This is a genomic window from Streptomyces sp. NPDC059957 (assembly GCF_042730015.1).
GTDB lineage: Bacteria > Actinomycetota > Actinomycetes > Streptomycetales > Streptomycetaceae > Streptomyces.
This window is the reverse complement of the sequence record NZ_JBHWMB010000012.1, coordinates 83,928-99,805: the sequence shown is the minus strand read 5'-3', so window position 1 is coordinate 99,805 and position 15,878 is coordinate 83,928. Positions and strand designations below refer to the sequence as shown.

Genomic DNA, 15,878 nt, shown 5'->3' with positions numbered 1-15,878 from the left:
GGGATGGGGGCCGGGGGGGAAAGGCCCCCGGGAGCCCACGGTCCCCGGGGCAAAAGGAGACGGCCGGAGCCCCCGCACAGTAGGCTCCGGCCGTCGGCTTGGTGGCCGTACGAGTTCGGTCAGATGTCGAGGCCGCTGAGGACCAGGACCCGCTCGTAGGTGTAGTCGTCCATCGCGTAGCGCACGCCCTCGCGGCCCACACCGGACTGCTTGACGCCGCCGTACGGCATCTGGTCGGCGCGGTAGGACGGGACGTCGCCGACGATCACGCCGCCCACCTCCAGCTCGCGGTGGGCGCGGAACGCGGTCTGGATGTTCCGCGTGAAGACGCCGGCCTGCAGACCGAACTTCGAGTCGTTGACGGCGGCGAAGGCCTCGTCGGTGTTCTCGACCCGGCGCAGGGTGAGGACCGGTCCGAAGACCTCCTCGGTGGCGAGGGTGACGCCCTCGGGCACCTCCGCGACGACGGTGGGCTCGTACGAGGCACCCTCGCGCTTGCCGCCCGTGAGCAGCTTGGCTCCGGCGGACACGGCCTCGTCGACCCAGGACTCGACCCGCTTGGCGGCGTCCTCGGAGACGAGGGGGCCGACGTCGGTGGCGGAGTCGTTCGGGTCACCGGTGACCTGCTCGCGGACCTTGGCGACGACCTTCTCGACGAGGCGGTCGTAGACCGTCGCGTCGGCGATCACGCGCTGCACGCCGATGCAGGACTGGCCGGCCTGGTAGTTCGAGAAGGTCGCGATGCGGGTCGCGGCCCAGTCGAGGTCGGCCTCCGAGGACCAGTCCTCCAGGACCACGGCCGCGGCGTTGCCGCCGAGCTCCAGGGTGCAGTGCTTGTGGGGCACGGCCTGCTGGATGGCGTAGCCGACCTTGTCCGAACCGGTGAAGGAGATGACGGGCAGGCGCTCGTCCTTGACCAGCTCCGGCATCTTGTCGTTGGCGACGGGCAGCACGGACCAGGAACCGGCCGGCAGGTCGGTCTCGGCGAGCAGCTCGCCGAGGATCAGACCCGAGAGCGGGGTGGCCGGGGCCGGCTTCAGGATGATCGGCGCGCCGACGGCGATGGCGGGGGCCACCTTGTGGGCGCACAGGTTCAGCGGGAAGTTGAAGGGCGCGATGCCCAGGACCGGCCCCTTGACGAAGCGGCGGGTCAGGGCCAGGCGGCCGACGCCACCGGCGTCGGTGTCCAGGCGCTGGGCCTCTCCGCCGTTGAAGCGGCGGGCCTCTTCCGAAGCGAAGCGGAACACCGACACCGCACGGCCGACCTCACCGCGGGCCCACTTGATCGGCTTGCCGTTCTCGGCGGAGATCAGCAGCGCGATCTCCTCGGTGCGCTCGGCGAGCCGGCGGGCGACGTGGGCCAGGGCCTCGGCGCGTACGTGGGCCGGGGTCGCGGAGAACTCCGCCGTCACGGCATAGGCGGCGGCTACGGCCTCTTCGACCTGGGCGTCGGTCGGGACGCTCACGGTACCGACGAGGCGGCCGTCCCACGGGGAGTGGACGTCGAAGCTGTCGTCGCCCGTGGCCTGGCGGCCGGCGAGCCAGAAGGCGTGGGTGGAAGTCATGCTGATCCCGGCCCTTCGGAGTGTGTGCGGTGGGTCCTTGTCCCCTCCACCGTAGGACTCCGCCGGGGATTCGGCGTTTGTCCGGCGTGGAGTACGTGCGTGGCGCGGCGCGCCGCTTTGTCAGTGTCGGGGCGCCCGCCGCCCATGCGGGGCCCCGCCGGGGGCTTGTACGGGGCTCCGGGCGGCGGCCCGGCTGCGCCGTGCGCGGGATGCCGCTGCTCGGGGCGGAGTCCCCTACCCGCCCTTCCACCGTTCCCCGGGCTCCGCCCGTTCCCCGGGCTCCGCCCCGGACCCCGCGCCTCAAACGCCGGCGAGGCTGGAGGTACCCAGCCCGTCCGGCGTTTGAGGACCGGGTCCGGGCAGAGCCCGGGGAACGGGCGAAGGGCGGGTAGGGGACAGCCCCGCAGGGCCCGGCCAGCCGCACCCGTCCACCCACCACGCCCGCCGGCCGGCAGTGGCGGGCACGCCGACCCGCCACCGCTGGACGGAGTCCGGCGCAGCGCGACGAAGCCCGCGCAGCGGTGCGAGGAGCGCGTCAAGAAGAACTCGTGGCCTTCAGGGCGAGCCACAGCTCCATGCGGACGTCCGGGTCGTCCAGGGAGCGTCCGAGGATCTCCTCCACCCTCCGCATCCGGTAGCGCAGCGTGTGGCGGTGGACTCCGAGGTCGGCCGCAGCCGCGTCCCACTGGCCGTGGCGGGAGAGCCAGGCCTGGAGCGAGGCCACCAGGTCGCCCCGGCCCTTCTCGTCGTGCTCGCGCAGCGCCCGCAGCGTGCCGTCCGCGAAGGCCCGTACCGCGTCGTCGGCGAGCAGGGGCAGGACCGAGCCCGCCGCCAGGTCCTCGTGTTCGACCATGGGGCGGCCGCGCCGCCGGGCCACGGCCAGGGCCTGGTCGGCCTGTTTGAAGGCCGCCGCCACGCCGGAGGCCACCGCGGGCGCCGACAGGCCGAGGACCAGCTCGTCCGGCTCCGGCTCCCCGGTTTCCCGGCCCCGCCGGGATTCCAGGGCCTCCGCGTGTTCCGAGCACGCCTGGACCGCCGATCCGCCATCGGACGCCAGGACCACGAGGCGGCCCGGCTCCGACACCACCAGCAGGGTCTCCCCCGTGCGCGCCGCCGCCGATTCCACGGCGTCGGCCAGCAGCGCCAGGCCCTCCGGCTGGGCCGTGCCGGCCAGGGCGGGCTCCGCGACCAGGATCCGGAACGGCGCGTCGAGCAGGGCCCCGTACAGGTCCCCCGCCACCGCCTGGGCGTGCTCCGCCTGGCCGGCGAGCAGCATGCGCAGCACGGCGGCGCCTAGCCGGGACTCCGCGTCGTTGAGGGAGCGGGAGCGTTCCGTGGTGAGGGTCAGCAGGGCCACCGCGGAGTGGACGGCGTACCGCTCCGCCGTGCCGAGCGGTGCCCCGGTGCCGACCGCGAGGGCTCCGCGGGCCCGTCGCCCGGTGCCCAGCGACTGGAGTTCGACGCGGTCCTCGGAGCCGCCGACCACGGCGCTGGCCGGCGCCGGCCGCTCGCGCAGGCGTTCCACGTCCGGGGTGAGCCGGGCGGCCCGGCGCGCGGCCCAGTCGGGCGCGGCCGCGACGACGGCGCCGGAGGTGTCGTACAGGGCGGCCCAGCCGTGCACGTGCGCCGCCAGCTTCGTCAGCAGTTCGGCGGGCCCGTCGGCGGACAGTGCGGCCCGGGTCAGCTCGCGCTGCGCCTCGAAGCCCGCGGTCACGGCCCGGTACTGGTCGGCGGCGAGGGCGGCGGAGACGGCCTTGCTGATGGCGAGGAACGGGGTGCGCCGGGGCACCTCCAGCAGCGGCAGGTCCTCGGCGGTGGCGGCTTCCACGAGCGCCTCGGGCACGGCGTCGTAGTTCACGCCGATGGCGAAGCCGATGCCGACAACCCCGGCCGCCGCGAGCCTGCGGACGTAGCGCCGCATCTCCTCGGGGTCCTCCGCGTCCAGCTTCATCGCGGTGATGAGGAGGAGCTCCCCGCCCTCCATGTAGGGAACGGGGTCGGCGAGCTCACTGACGTGGGCCCAGCGCACGGGGGTGTCGAGGCGGCCCTCCCCGGCCCGGACGCTGAGTTTGAGCGCCGAGTGCTGGACGAGCGAGGCGAGGGTGAGCGGCATGAGTACCGGGGCGCCTTAGGGAGAGGAGGGGGTTCGGCGGCGAGGTGCCGACGGAGGATTCTCGCCGTGGACCACCACCGCGGTTTTCGCCGTGTCGTACGAACGGCTCTCTTGATTCTGCCACCCCGTACGGGTTCGCTCCGTCCCGGCGATGCCCTCCCCCTCCCCCTCAGCCCTGCCCCCCGAGCCGCACCAGCAGCGGGGCGGCCCGCTCGCCGCGCACGGAGGTGAGGGAAAGCACGGCGTGGCCGGGGGGCACCACGTGCGCCAGGTCGGAGGCGGACCAGCGTTCCCGCTCCACCTGGCGCACGGTCACGGCGTCGGTGGTCACCGCCTTGCCTGAGACCAGCTTCCGGAAGGCGTGGATGGCCCGGGTGAGCGGCTGGTCGGCGAAGACCGTCCGGTGGGTGATGTCGCGGGTCTCCACCCATTCGGTGCCCCAGGTCTCGGCGAACCGCTTGCCGTCCCAGGTGGTGACCCCGGAGAAGGCCATCCGGCAGCCCACGGCCCCGAGCAGCGGGGTGCGCAGGGCTTCCGGTACGTCGTCCAGGGTGCGCAGCGTGAGCAGGACGCCCGCGTTGGCCGAGCGGAGCCGCTGGATGCCGCGCACCGCTTCCGGGGTGAGCGTGTGGGAGGCATCGTCGAAGGCGAGGAGCGCGAAGAGCGAGCGGTCGGTGCGGGCGGCGGCAGCGGCGTTGAACTGGGCGAGCAGCAGCCGGGCCAGCATCCGGGAAGCATCGGCGTGCCCGCGCTCGGGAAGGTCCACGCGGACCCGCAGCGGATGTTCCAGGGCCCGCAGGGAGAACGGCCGCCCGGCACCGGTGGTGTCGAAGAACTGGGAGAAGGCGGGCCGGTCCAGCAGCGCGACCCGGTCGGCGAGGGCCGGTCCCGGGTCGGCGGGGGCTCCGTGCTGGCGTTCGCGCGCGTCGAGCTCGCGGAGCATCCGTTGCTGCCCGGCGACCTCCAGGGCCTCCCGCAGGGCGGCGAGGGCGACGGGCACGTGGTCGAGGAGCTCGCGCAGCTCGGGCACGCCCGGGAAGCGGCCGTGCGCGGCCCGGAACGGCCCGAGGAGCTGAGCCAGGGCCGTGGCGGCCCGGCGTACGTCGATCCCCGGCAGGTCGCCCACGAACCCCTCCGCGAGGAGCATGGCGGCCTCGTCGGGGTCGGTGGCGCCGCCGTAGAGATCCAGGTCGTAGACGGAGTCGGGGTCGCCGACGCGGATGACGACGTCGTAGCCCGCGTCGGGTCCGAGGGCGGTACCGGTGGAGGCGACCACGACGACGGCGGCCTGGCCGGCCAGCGCCTGCAGGGCCAGCGACTCCACGACGGGGCGGACCAGGTAGGAGGTCTTGCCCGCGCCCGAGGGACCGATGGCGAGCAGTGACGTGCCGAGGACCGTGGGGTCGAGGGCGATGCCGCTGCCGCGGCGGGCGTACGGATTGCGCTCGCCGTCCTGGACGGTGCCGAGCAGCACCTGCCGGGCGAGCAGATCGTGCCGGGCGGCGCGGACGGGCAGATCGCGGGCCCCCGACGGGTGCACGCAAGCCCCCGCCCCCTTGTCCCGCACGGCGTCGGCGAAGGCCCGCGCCCTCGAGGGGTCGGCCCGTACGGTCTCCCAGGCGCGCCGGATCCGCACGTGGTCCACGTCGTTCATCCGCCCGGCCGCCACCTCGGCCCCGAGCCGGTCGGCAACCTCCACCAGCCCGGCGGCCCGCACCTCGGTCCACGTCGCGGGGTCGTCCGGGCCGCCAGCCGCGATCGGCCGGCCGGCCGGCTGCGTTCCCCCATGGGTACTTGCCTCATCCACCCCTGCGGGGCGGCGCACAGCGAGCCACAGGAACAGCACAACGACGAGGAGCTGGAGAACCGTGAGGGTGGTGTCCGCCTGGTTGAGGAGGCCTGCAGCACGGGCCGCCCCTGCGTCCTTGAAGGGAAACAGGGAGTACACGAACTGCTTCAGCGGCACTACTTCCTGCGACACGACGAGAACAACGACCAACCCCGCGACGGCCGAGAGCATTGCCTGAACCAGCCGACCCCGCGAAGCGGCCAGGTGCCAGGCCGCGCGCCAGTTGCCGAGTCGGCCGAAGCCGTACAAGAGCCCGCAGATAACCAAGAGCCGGTAGACCTGCAGGGCGACATCGCCTGGTGTACCCAGGCCGGGGTTCCTCCCCAACGAGGGCCACCAGTCACGCGGAGTGAACAGGCGAGGCGGAACCTGCCAGTACGGAATCAAGTTGGCACGCAACACCGACCAGACGATCACGCAGGCAATCAACGAGATGACGGCACCACGGATCAAGGACCGTTCAGGAGCCGTGGGCTCCCCTGCGGGCCGTGGGACGTGCCCGTACGTCCAGACTCCGGGACCGGCGGCGACGCGCGGGACACGCAGCCAATCGGCGAAGGTGCGGCTCGGTACCGGTCCCGTGGAGGTCACCGGTCCCTCACCCGGCGCGTGGGCGGGCTTCGGCGGGAGACCCTGGATGCTCGGGGGTCCGGCCGGGCGCGGGACATGCCCGGTGCTGAACGGCGTCCGCCGCTCCCCGCCGTGCGTACCGTCGGTGTCCATGTAACCCCTGCCCCCTGCCCGTTACCGCACTGCCCTGCGACGCCCTGCACCAAGCTGCGCGCTCAATCTAGTGGCCGTCGCCGCCGCGCGGCCCGTACCCGGTCATGATCCACAAGACCTGCGCGGATTCCTTCCTATGGCCGTCACGGACAAGGACACGCGGGCACCACTCCCGAACGGAGCATGCAGGACCACGCCTCCCGGGCCTAGCCTGCGGACAAAGACACAAGTGCGTCCGAAAACACCCCCACCCCCCAGGAGCCCCCTATGACCGCTGTCCCGCAGGAGCGCCGCATCGTCACCGCGATCCCCGGCCCCAAGTCGCAGGAGCTGCAGGCTCGCCGTCTGTCGACGGTGGCCGGTGGCGTGGGCTCCGTGCTCCCCGTCTTCACGGCCCGCGCGGGTGGCGGCATCATCGAGGACGTCGACGGCAACCGCATGATCGACTTCGGTTCCGGCATCGCCGTGACCTCGGTCGGCGCCTCCGCCGAGGCCGTCGTGCGCCGCGCCGCCGCGCAGCTCGCCGACTTCACCCACACCTGTTTCATGGTCACCCCCTACGAGGGCTACGTGGAGGTCTGCGAGGCCCTCGCCGAGCTCACCCCGGGTGACCACGCCAAGAAGTCGGCGCTGTTCAACTCCGGCGCCGAGGCCGTCGAGAACGCCGTCAAGATCGCCCGTTCGTACACCAAGCGCCAGGCCGTCGTCGTCTTCGACCACGGCTACCACGGCCGTACGAACCTCACGATGGCCCTGACCTCGAAGAACATGCCGTACAAGCAGGGCTTCGGGCCGTTCGCCCCCGAGGTCTACCGTGTCCCGGTCGCCTACGGCTACCGCTGGCCGACCGGCGCCGAGAACTGCGGCCCCGAGGCCGCCGCCCAGGCGATCGACAACATCGTCAAGCAGATCGGCGCCGAGAACGTCGCCGCGATCATCATCGAGCCGGTGCTCGGCGAGGGCGGCTTCATCGAGCCGGCCAAGGGCTTCCTCCCGGCGATCGTGAAGTTCGCCAACGACAACGGCATCGTCTTCGTCGCCGACGAGATCCAGTCCGGCTTCTGCCGCACCGGCCAGTGGTTCGCGTGCGAGGACGAGGGCATCGTCCCCGACCTCATCACGACCGCCAAGGGCATCGCGGGCGGCCTGCCGCTCGCCGCCGTGACCGGCCGCGCCGAGATGATGGACTCCGTGCACGGCGGCGGCCTGGGCGGCACCTACGGCGGCAACCCGGTGGCCTGCGCCGGTGCGCTCGGCTCCATCGAGACCATGAAGGAGCTCGACCTCAACGCCGCGGCGAAGAAGATCGAGTCCATCATGAAGGCCCGCCTGACGGCGATCCAGGAGAAGTACGACATCGTCGGCGACATCCGCGGCCGCGGCGCCATGATCGCGATCGAGCTCGTGAAGGACCCCGCGTCCAAGACCCCGAACCCGGAGGCGGCCGGCGCGCTCGCCAAGGCCTGCCACGCCGAGGGCGTGCTCGTCCTCACCTGCGGCACCTACGGCAACGTGCTCCGCTTCCTGCCGCCGCTCGTCATCGGCGAGGACCTGCTGAACGAGGGCCTGGACGTCATCGAGGCCGCGTTCGCGACCCTCTGATCGAACGTCTGACGCGGACGGTAGAACGCAGAGGCGCGATCCTCGATCACCAAGCGTTCACTACCGCGGGTAACGGGCGGGCGCTGTGAAGAAGGTGTGGGGGGCCGATGGCGGGAGCGTTTTCCTGCTGTCGGTCCCCCTTCCGCTGCCGTACGGTTTCTGCAGATGAGTGAGACACCCCGCTTCCGGGAAACCGGGGGCGACACCAGTACCGGGCTTCCCCAGCGCCGCACTGGGCATGCGTTCGCGCACACTCCTCAGCGATCGGACGGCCGCACGCCCCAAACCCCCCGGGGCGCCCGGCAACCCGATCCGGGCGGCCGCCCCGGAACCACCCCCCCTGTTCCGGGGCGGCCGGCCACTCTCCGTTCCGGGATCTCCGGGACCTCGGCGGCCTACGCGATCTCCGCACTCTGCGTAGCGCTCTTCGCCCTGATCACCTGGCAGGTCCTCGTGTCCGGGCCCCTGCTGGTCCCGGACGCCGCCATCAGCCGGGCGCTCGTGCGCACCGTCCCCGACGCGGTCACCCAGCGTCTCTCCGACTTCGGCAACGTCCCGGTCGCGGTCCCCGTCCTGCTCCTCGCGGTCTGCCACGCCGCGTGGCGCGGCAACCGCCGGGGCGCGGCGGCCGCGGCGCTGGCCATGGCGCTGGTGCCGGCCCTGGTCGTCCCGCTGAAGGAGTGGACCGGCCGGCCGGGCCCCCTGGAGCCCTGGGCCTCCGGCTACTACCCCTCGGGCCACACGGCCACCGCGTACGTGGCGTACGTGGGCGCGGCCCTGCTCGTGCGCCCGTACGCCCGGGGCCGCTGGCCCCTCCCCCTCGCGGCCGCCCTCACCGCCGTGACGGCGACGGGGCTGATCCTGCGCGGCTACCACTGGCCCCTGGACGTCCTGGCCAGCCTCCTGATGTGCACCCCGCTGCTGCTCGCGGTGCGAAGCGCGGCAGGGCCGGGGCGTGTGCGCCCCGGACCCGCCGCGTCCGATGGTGAAGGTGCCGGTCAGCCGCCGAAGTAGGCGTCGAAGTTCTTCGAGAACTCCCAGCTGCCGAAGCGGTCCCAGTTGATCGACCAGGTCATCAGGCCGCGCAGGGCGGGCCAGGTGCCGTGGGTCTGGTAGGTCCCGCAGTTCGTCTTCTTCGTCAGGCAGTCCAGTGCCTTGTTGACCTCCGCCGGGGAGGTGTGGCCGTTGCCCGCGTTGGTCGTGGCCGGCAGGCCGATGGCGACCTGGTCCGCGCGCAGGGCCGGGAAGACGCGGGCGGTGTTGCCGGCCACCGGGAAGCCGGTGAGCAGCATGTCCGTCATGGCGATGTGGAAGTCGGCTCCGCCCATGGAGTGGTACTGGTTGTCGAGGCCCATGACCGAGCCCGAGTTGTAGTCCTGGACGTGGAGCAGGGTGAGGTCGTCGCGCAGGGCGTGGATGACCGGGAGGTAGGCGCCGGCGCGCGGGTCCTGGCCGCCCCAGGGGCCGGACCCGTAGAACTGGTAGCCGAGCTGGACGAAGAAGGTCTCGGGGGCCATCGTCAGGATGAAGTCCGGGCCGTACTTGGCCTTCAGGGTCTTCACCGCCGAGATCAGGTTGACGATCACCGGGGTGGTGGGGGCGCGGAAGTCGGTGTCGCCCGTGGCCAGGGAGAGCGAGTGGCCCTCGAAGTCGATGTCGAGGCCGTTGAGCCCGTACTCGTCGATGATCTTGCCGACGGAGGCGACGAAGGTGTCGCGGGCCGCCGTGGTGCCCAGCTGGACCTGGCCGTTCTGGCCGCCGATGGAGATCAGGACCTTCTTCCCGGCGGCCTGCTTGGCCTTGATGGCCGCCTTGAACTCCGCGGCCGATTCGACGGTCGGGCACTCGCTGACCGGGCAGAGCTGGAAGCGGATGTCACCGGAGGTGACCGAGGTGGGCTCGCCGAAGGCCAGGTTGATGACGTCCCACGAGGCGGGCACGTCGGCCATCCGGACGTAGCCGGAGCCGTTGGCGAAGCTGGCGTGCAGGTAGCCGACCAGGGCGTGGGCGGGCAGGCCCGGGTTGCCGGGGTTGCCGCCGCCGCTGGGCGTGGTCACGGGGACGGCCGCGCTCCTGGGGGATTCGCCGGCCGCGTTGACCGCGCTGACCTGGAAGGAGTAGGTCGTGGAGGCGGTGAGGCCGGTGACCGTCGCCGAGGTGGCGCTGACGGTGGTCGGGTTCGCGCCGTCCCGGTAGACCTTGTACGAGGTGGCCCCGGTCGCGGACGCCCAGGAGAGGCCGACGGTGGTGGAGGAGCCGGCGGAGGCGGTGAGCCCGGTGGGGGCGGCCGGGATCTGGGGGCCGGGTCCGGAGCCGCCGGGGTCGGGGCCGACGAGGGTCACGTCGTCGGTGAACTGCGGCGGCTGGCCGTACCAGCCCTGCGTGTACACGGTCACCGAGGTGGTGCTCGCGCCGGTACGGAAGCTCGTGCTCAGCTGCTTCCAGGCACCCGGGGTCTGCGTCCAGGTCTGCGGGTCCGTGGTCCCGGTGCCGGTCGCGCCGAGGTAGACGTACGCACCCTGCACCCAGGCGCTCAGCGTGTACGCGGAGTCGGGCTTGACGGTGACGGTCTGGGAGCAGCGGGCGTTGTCCTGCCCGGCCGGGGTGCCCTTGAGGGCCGAAGTTCCTCCGTGCACCGGGGTGCTGACGGCGGCTCCGCTGCCGGCCGAGCAGCTCCAGCCGTCGAGGCCGGATTCGAAGCCGCCGTTGCGGATGAGGTCGGCGTCGGCCGCCGCGGCGCTCTGGCCGGTGGCGAGGAGGCCCGCCGCCGCGAGGGCGGCAGCGGTAAGGAGGGACAGCACGGAGCGCATGACGGTGGGTCTGGTGGGGCGGGTGGGGCCGGCAGGACGAGTGGGGCGCACAACTGCCTCCGGTGCATGGGGGGATGGAGCCGGGCCGCTGGTGGGGAAGCGGCGGGGGAAGGCACAGCGGCGCCCAAGATGGTCCAGACCAATACCCTTGTCAAGACTTCCCGCCTCCCCGCCCCACGACGCGCGCCGCGGCCTCGTGCATCGCGAGCTCCAGCACCACCGGATCGGTGAGCGTGCCCCGCCCGTCCGGGACCACGAGCCAGCGGACCCCGCCCGTGGCCCGGCCGGGGTACGGGACCACGATCCAGGTCCCGTGACCGGCTCCCCGTACGCCCGTCCCGACCCAGCGGGAGGCCGTGCCCGGGGGCACGAAAAAGCCCAGCCTGGAGTCGCCGAAATCGGCGAGCACCGGGCCGGGCCGCTCCAGCAGCGAGTCCAGCACTTCGAGGGTGGTGTGTCCCAGCTCCCCCGGCAGGATCAGCACGTCCCACCGGCGGCCGGCGGGCAGCAGGGCGACCCCGAGGGGGTTGCGCTCCCACTCCCACCGGCAGGCGTCCGGATCGGGCGCCACCGAGACCAGCCATTCCACTGCCGTCTTGTCCCCCGGGATCGTCATCGCCCGGCCTCCGCTCTCTGTGGGTGAGGTGAAGCGTTCTCACAGGAGAGAGCGGAGCCGGGCGCAGGTATGACGCGGGTTTCCCTACTCCGTAGTAGTGAACCGGGTCACACGGCCGGGGGCGGTGTGCGCCCGGGGCGCGCGGGCATCTCTTACCCGATCACCACACCATTCGGCTCAGCTGTCGAAGCCGAGACCGAAGCGGTCCAGCGTCTTCAGCCACAGGTTGCGGTGCCCGCCCATCCGGTCGGCCCGGGCCAGCGACCACTTCGTCATCGTGATGCCGGTCCAGGCGAAGGGCTCGGGCGGGAAGGGCATCGGCTTGGAGCGGACCATCTCCAGCTCGGTGCGCTCGGTCTTCTCCCCGGAGAGCAGGTCGAGCATCACGTCGGCGCCGAAGCGGGTGGCCCCGACGCCCAGCCCGGTGTAGCCGGCCGCGTAGGCCACCTTGCCCGCGTGGGCGGTGCCGAAGAAGGCGGAGAAGCGCGAGCAGGTGTCGATCGCCCCGCCCCAGGCGTGGCTGAATTTCACCCCTTCCAGCTGCGGGAAGCAGGTGAAGAAGTGCTCGGCGAGCTTGAGGTACGTCTCGGGCCGGTGGTCGTGCTCGGCGTCGAGCTTGCCGCCGTACGGGTAGATCGCGTCGTACCCGCCCCACAGGATCCGCCGGTCGGGGGTGATCCGGAAGTAGTGGAACTGGTTGGCGCTGTCGCCGAGGCCCTGGCGGTTCTTCCAGCCGATCGAGGCGAGCTGCTCCTCGGTCAGCTGCTCGGTCATCAGCGCGTAGTCGTAGACCGGGACGGTCAGCGGGCGCACCCGCTTGACCAGCGACGGGAAGATGTTGGTGCCCAGCGCCACCCGGCGGGCGAAGACGCGCCCGTACGGGGTCCGCACGGCCATCCCCTCCCCCGAGCCGGCCAGGTCCAGCCCGCGCGTGTTCTCGTAGATCCGTACGCCCAGCTCGATGCAGGCCCGCTTCAGGCCCCAGGCGAGCTTCGCCGGGTTGAGCATGGCGACGCCGTCGCGGTCCCAGATCCCGCCGAGGAAGGTCGGGGAGTCGACCTCGGCCCGTACGGCGTCCGCATCCAGCCATTCGGAGCGGCCGGCGAGGCCGAGCCGCTCGGCCTCGGCGTGGAACTCGCGGAGCTCCGCGACCTGGTGCGGCTCGGTGGCCACGTCGATCTCGCCGCTGCGCTCGAAGTCGCAGTCGATGCCGTAGCGGGCGACCGCCTCCTCGATGGCGTCGAGGTTGCGCACTCCGAGGTCTTCCAGCTTGGCGAGCTCGTCCGGCCAGCGGGCCATCCCGTTGGCGAGGCCGTGGGTGAGGGAGGCGGCGCAGAAGCCGCCGTTGCGGCCCGAGGCGGCCCAGCCCGCCTCGTGGCCCTCGATCAGTACGACGTCCCGGGCGGGGTCGCGCTCCTTGGCGAGCAGCGCGGTCCACAGGCCGCTGTAGCCGCCGCCGATGACGAGCAGGTCGCAGTGCTCGTCCCCGGTGAGGGCGGGCTCGGCGGCGGGCTTGCCGGGGTCGTCCAGCCAGTACGAGACCGGCTTCGCTTCGGAAAGAGATCGTGCAGCGGTGCGCATGGCGTCTGGGGCCATGTCTTCCAACTCCCTACAGGTGTTACTTGGGCTGTGCTTTCTTGCGGCGGTTGGCGACCATCTGGCCGGCCAGCACCACCAGGACCGCGATGACGAACATCGCGGTGCCGATGACGTTGATCTGTACAGGCGTACCGCGCTGGGCCGATCCCCACACGAACATGGGGAAGGTGACGGTGTTGCCCGAGTTGAAGTTGGTGATGATGAAGTCGTCGAAGGAGAGCGCGAAGGAGAGCAGCGCGCCCGCCGCGATGCCGGGGGCCGCGATCGGCAGGGTGACGCGCAGGAAGGTCTGCACGGGTCCGGCGTAGAGATCGCGGGCCGCTTCCTCCAGGCGCGGGTCCATGGAGAGCACCCGGGCCTTGACGGCGGCGACGACGAAGCTGAGGCAGAACATGACGTGGGCGATCAGGATCGTCCAGAAGCCGAGCTGGATGCCCATGTTGAGGAAGAGGGCCAGCAGGGACGCGGCCATCACGATCTCGGGCATGGCCATCGGCAGGAAGATCAGCGAGTTGACCGCGCCGCGCCCGCGGAAGCGGTAGCGGACCATCGCGAAGGCGATCGCGGTGCCCAGCACGGTCGCGCCGATGGTGGCCCACAGGGCGATCTGCAGCGACAGGGACAGGGACCCGCACATGTCGGCGACCCCGCAGGGGTCCTTCCACGCGTCGAGGGAGAACTCCTGCCAGGCGTAGTTGAACCGCCCGGTGGGGTTGTTGAAGGAGAAGACCGTGACGACGACGTTCGGCAGGATCAGGTACGCGAGCGTGCCGAGCCCCGCGATCACGACGAGATTGCGGCGCAGCCAGGTGGTGGCGCTCTTCATCAGACCAGGTCCTCCGTCCCCGCTCGGCGGATGTAGATGGTGACCATGACCAGCACGATGGCCATGAGGATGAAGGACAGCGCGGCCGCCGTCGGATAGTCGAGGATGCGCAGGTACTGCGACTGGATGACGTTTCCGATCATGCGGGTGTCCGTGGAGCCGAGCAGTTCGGCGTTGACGTAGTCGCCGCTCGCCGGGATGAAGGTGAGCAGGGTCCCGGAGACCACGCCCGGCATGGACAGCGGGAAGGTCACCTTGCGGAAGACCGTGGCGGGACGGGCGTACAGGTCCCCGGCCGCCTCGTGGAGGCGGGTGTCGATGCGCTCCAGCGAGGTGTAGAGCGGAAGGATCATGAAGGGGAGGAAGTTGTACGTCAGACCGCAGACGACCGCGAGCGGCGTGGCGAGGACGCGGTCGCCCTCGGTCATGCCGAGCCAGCTGGTGACGTCCAGGAAGCCGACCGTGTTCAGGACGTCGACCACCGGGCCGCCGTCGGCCAGGATCGTCTTCCAGGCGAGGGTGCGGATCAGGAAGCTGGTGAAGAACGGGGCGATGACCAGCACCAGGAGCAGGTTGCGCCAGCGGCCCGCCTTGAAGGCGATCAGGTAGGCCAGCGGATAGCCCAGCAGCAGGCAGAGCGCGGTCGCGGTGCCGGCGTAGAGCAGGGAGCGCAGGAACTGCGGGTAGTACTCGGTGAAGGCGTCCCAGTAGGTCTGGAAGTGCCAGGTGACCTTGAATCCCTCTTCGAGGGAGCCGGTCTGCACCGAGGTCGAGGCCTGGTAGATCATCGGCAGCACGAAGAAGACGAGCAGCCACAGGATGCCCGGGAGCAGCAGCCAGTACGGGACCAGGCGCTTCTTCAGGGACGGCTTGTGGACCGGGGGCTCGGCGGATACTGCGACCTCGGGCAGGGTCGCGGGGGCCGTCACGCTCCCTCCCCGACCGTCTCGATGCCCGCGTCGATGTCCTGGGCCGCGTCCAGGCCGAAGGTGTGGTCCGGGTTCCAGTGCAGTATCACGTCGGCGCCGGGGGTGAGGCGGGCGTCGCGCTCGATGTTCTGGACGTACACCTCCAGCTCCGGGCAGACCGGGCTGTCGATGACGAACTGGGTGGAGACGCCGATGAAGGACGAGGCCACGATCTTGCCGGCGACCTTGTTGCGGCCGGTCTCGATGGTGTCCTCGGCGTCCGCGTGGACCAGGGAGATCTTCTCGGGGCGCACCCCGACCAGCAGCTTGCCGCCGGCGCGGGGCGTGGTCGAACATCGCGCCGCCGGGACGCGCAGCTTCGTACCGGCCGAGGAGACGACGACGTCGGACGCGCCGGCTTCCAGGACCTCGGCCTCGATGAGGTTGGAGGTGCCGAGGAAGTTCGCCACGAAGGTCGTCTTCGGGTTCTCGTAGAGCTCGGCGGGGGCGCCGAGCTGCTCGACGCGGCCGCCGTTCATCACGGCGACCGTGTCGGCCATGGTCATGGCCTCCTCCTGGTCGTGCGTGACGTGCACGAAGGTGATGCCGACCTCGGTCTGGATCCGCTTGAGCTCCAGCTGCATCTGGCGGCGCAGCTTGAGGTCGAGGGCTCCGAGCGGCTCGTCGAGGAGCAGGACCTGCGGGTGGTTGATGAGCGCGCGGGCGACGGCGACGCGCTGCTGCTGGCCGCCGGAGAGCTGGTGCGGCTTGCGCCGGGCGAACTGGCCGAGCTGGACCAGCTCCAGCATGTCGTCGACCTGCTTCTTGACCGACTTGATGCCGCGGCGGCGCAGCCCGAAGGCGATGTTCTCCGAGACGTCGAGGTGCGGGAAGAGGGCGTAGCTCTGGAAGACCGTGTTGACCGGGCGCTTGTACGGCGGCAGGTGCGTGACCTCGCGGTCGCCGAGGCTGACGGTGCCGGTGGAGGGCTCCTCCAGGCCGGCGATCATGCGCAGGGTCGTGGTCTTCCCGCAGCCCGAGGCGCCTAGCAGGGCGAAGAAGGACCCCTGGGGGATGGTGAGATCCAGCGGGTGCACGGCGGTGAAGGATCCGTAGTGCTTGCTGATCCCGGCGAGGCGGACGTCGCCGCCTTCGGTCTTGTCAGTCATGGGCCTGGGCCTTCGGTGGTGTGTCGTGGAAGGGGCAGGTGCCGGTACGGGTTTCCGGTGCCGGCGGGGACGGCACGGGGTTCCGGTGCCGGCGGGGA

At 71.8% G+C, this 15,878-nt stretch carries 11 protein-coding genes; 2 read left to right on the top strand and 9 right to left on the bottom strand.

Going from position 1 to position 15,878, the window contains the following annotated elements; translation table 11 throughout:
* Positions 1-119 precede the first annotated feature (119 nt).
* From ACFWBW_RS11015 to ACFWBW_RS11005, 3 genes are all read right to left on the bottom strand, one after another.
* Positions 120-1,565, bottom strand: coding sequence for an aldehyde dehydrogenase family protein (locus tag ACFWBW_RS11015; protein WP_266904043.1), 1,446 nt, complete (start codon positions 1,563-1,565; stop codon positions 120-122).
* A gap of 535 nt (positions 1,566-2,100) precedes the next feature.
* Positions 2,101-3,678: a PucR family transcriptional regulator gene (locus tag ACFWBW_RS11010; protein ID WP_385370479.1), complete on the bottom strand. Its 1,578-nt coding sequence runs from the start codon at positions 3,676-3,678 to the stop codon at positions 2,101-2,103.
* A 169-nt stretch (positions 3,679-3,847) separates the two neighbouring features.
* On the bottom strand, positions 3,848-6,250 hold the full coding sequence (locus ACFWBW_RS11005; protein WP_385370477.1) for an ATP/GTP-binding protein: 2,403 nt from the start codon (positions 6,248-6,250) through the stop codon (positions 3,848-3,850).
* A 267-nt stretch (positions 6,251-6,517) separates the two neighbouring features.
* On the opposite strand from ACFWBW_RS11005, the gene gabT reads away from it, so the two are divergent.
* Positions 6,518-7,852, top strand: a complete 1,335-nt coding sequence (gabT, locus tag ACFWBW_RS11000; RefSeq protein WP_385370475.1) for a 4-aminobutyrate--2-oxoglutarate transaminase — start codon at positions 6,518-6,520, stop codon at positions 7,850-7,852.
* Between the two features lie 453 nt (positions 7,853-8,305).
* Positions 8,306-8,866, top strand: coding sequence for a phosphatase PAP2 family protein (locus ACFWBW_RS10995; RefSeq protein WP_385370473.1), 561 nt, complete (start codon positions 8,306-8,308; stop codon positions 8,864-8,866).
* Here ACFWBW_RS10995 and ACFWBW_RS10990 read toward each other — a convergent pair.
* The 6 genes from ACFWBW_RS10990 to ACFWBW_RS10965 form a co-directional block, all read right to left on the bottom strand.
* Positions 8,851-10,662: a chitinase gene (locus ACFWBW_RS10990; protein ID WP_385370472.1), complete on the bottom strand. Its 1,812-nt coding sequence runs from the start codon at positions 10,660-10,662 to the stop codon at positions 8,851-8,853. The two genes, ACFWBW_RS10995 and ACFWBW_RS10990, sit on opposite strands and share 16 nt — an antisense overlap.
* A 151-nt stretch (positions 10,663-10,813) precedes the next feature.
* On the bottom strand, positions 10,814-11,278 hold the full coding sequence (locus tag ACFWBW_RS10985) for a hypothetical protein (RefSeq protein WP_385370470.1): 465 nt from the start codon (positions 11,276-11,278) through the stop codon (positions 10,814-10,816).
* A 177-nt stretch (positions 11,279-11,455) separates the two neighbouring features.
* Complete coding sequence (locus ACFWBW_RS10980; RefSeq protein WP_385370468.1) at positions 11,456-12,874, bottom strand: NAD(P)/FAD-dependent oxidoreductase; 1,419 nt, start codon at positions 12,872-12,874, stop codon at positions 11,456-11,458.
* 22 nt (positions 12,875-12,896) lie between these two features.
* Positions 12,897-13,703 carry an ABC transporter permease gene (locus ACFWBW_RS10975; protein WP_243337599.1) on the bottom strand — a complete coding sequence of 269 codons (807 nt, stop codon included), beginning with the start codon at positions 13,701-13,703 and terminating at the stop codon, positions 12,897-12,899.
* On the bottom strand, positions 13,703-14,632 hold the full coding sequence (locus ACFWBW_RS10970; RefSeq protein WP_243337601.1) for an ABC transporter permease: 930 nt from the start codon (positions 14,630-14,632) through the stop codon (positions 13,703-13,705). Before ACFWBW_RS10970 ends, ACFWBW_RS10975 begins: the two co-directional genes overlap by 1 nt.
* Complete coding sequence (locus ACFWBW_RS10965) at positions 14,629-15,780, bottom strand: ABC transporter ATP-binding protein (protein ID WP_385370465.1); 1,152 nt, start codon at positions 15,778-15,780, stop codon at positions 14,629-14,631. Before ACFWBW_RS10965 ends, ACFWBW_RS10970 begins: the two co-directional genes overlap by 4 nt.
* Positions 15,781-15,878: the final 98 nt, after the last annotated feature.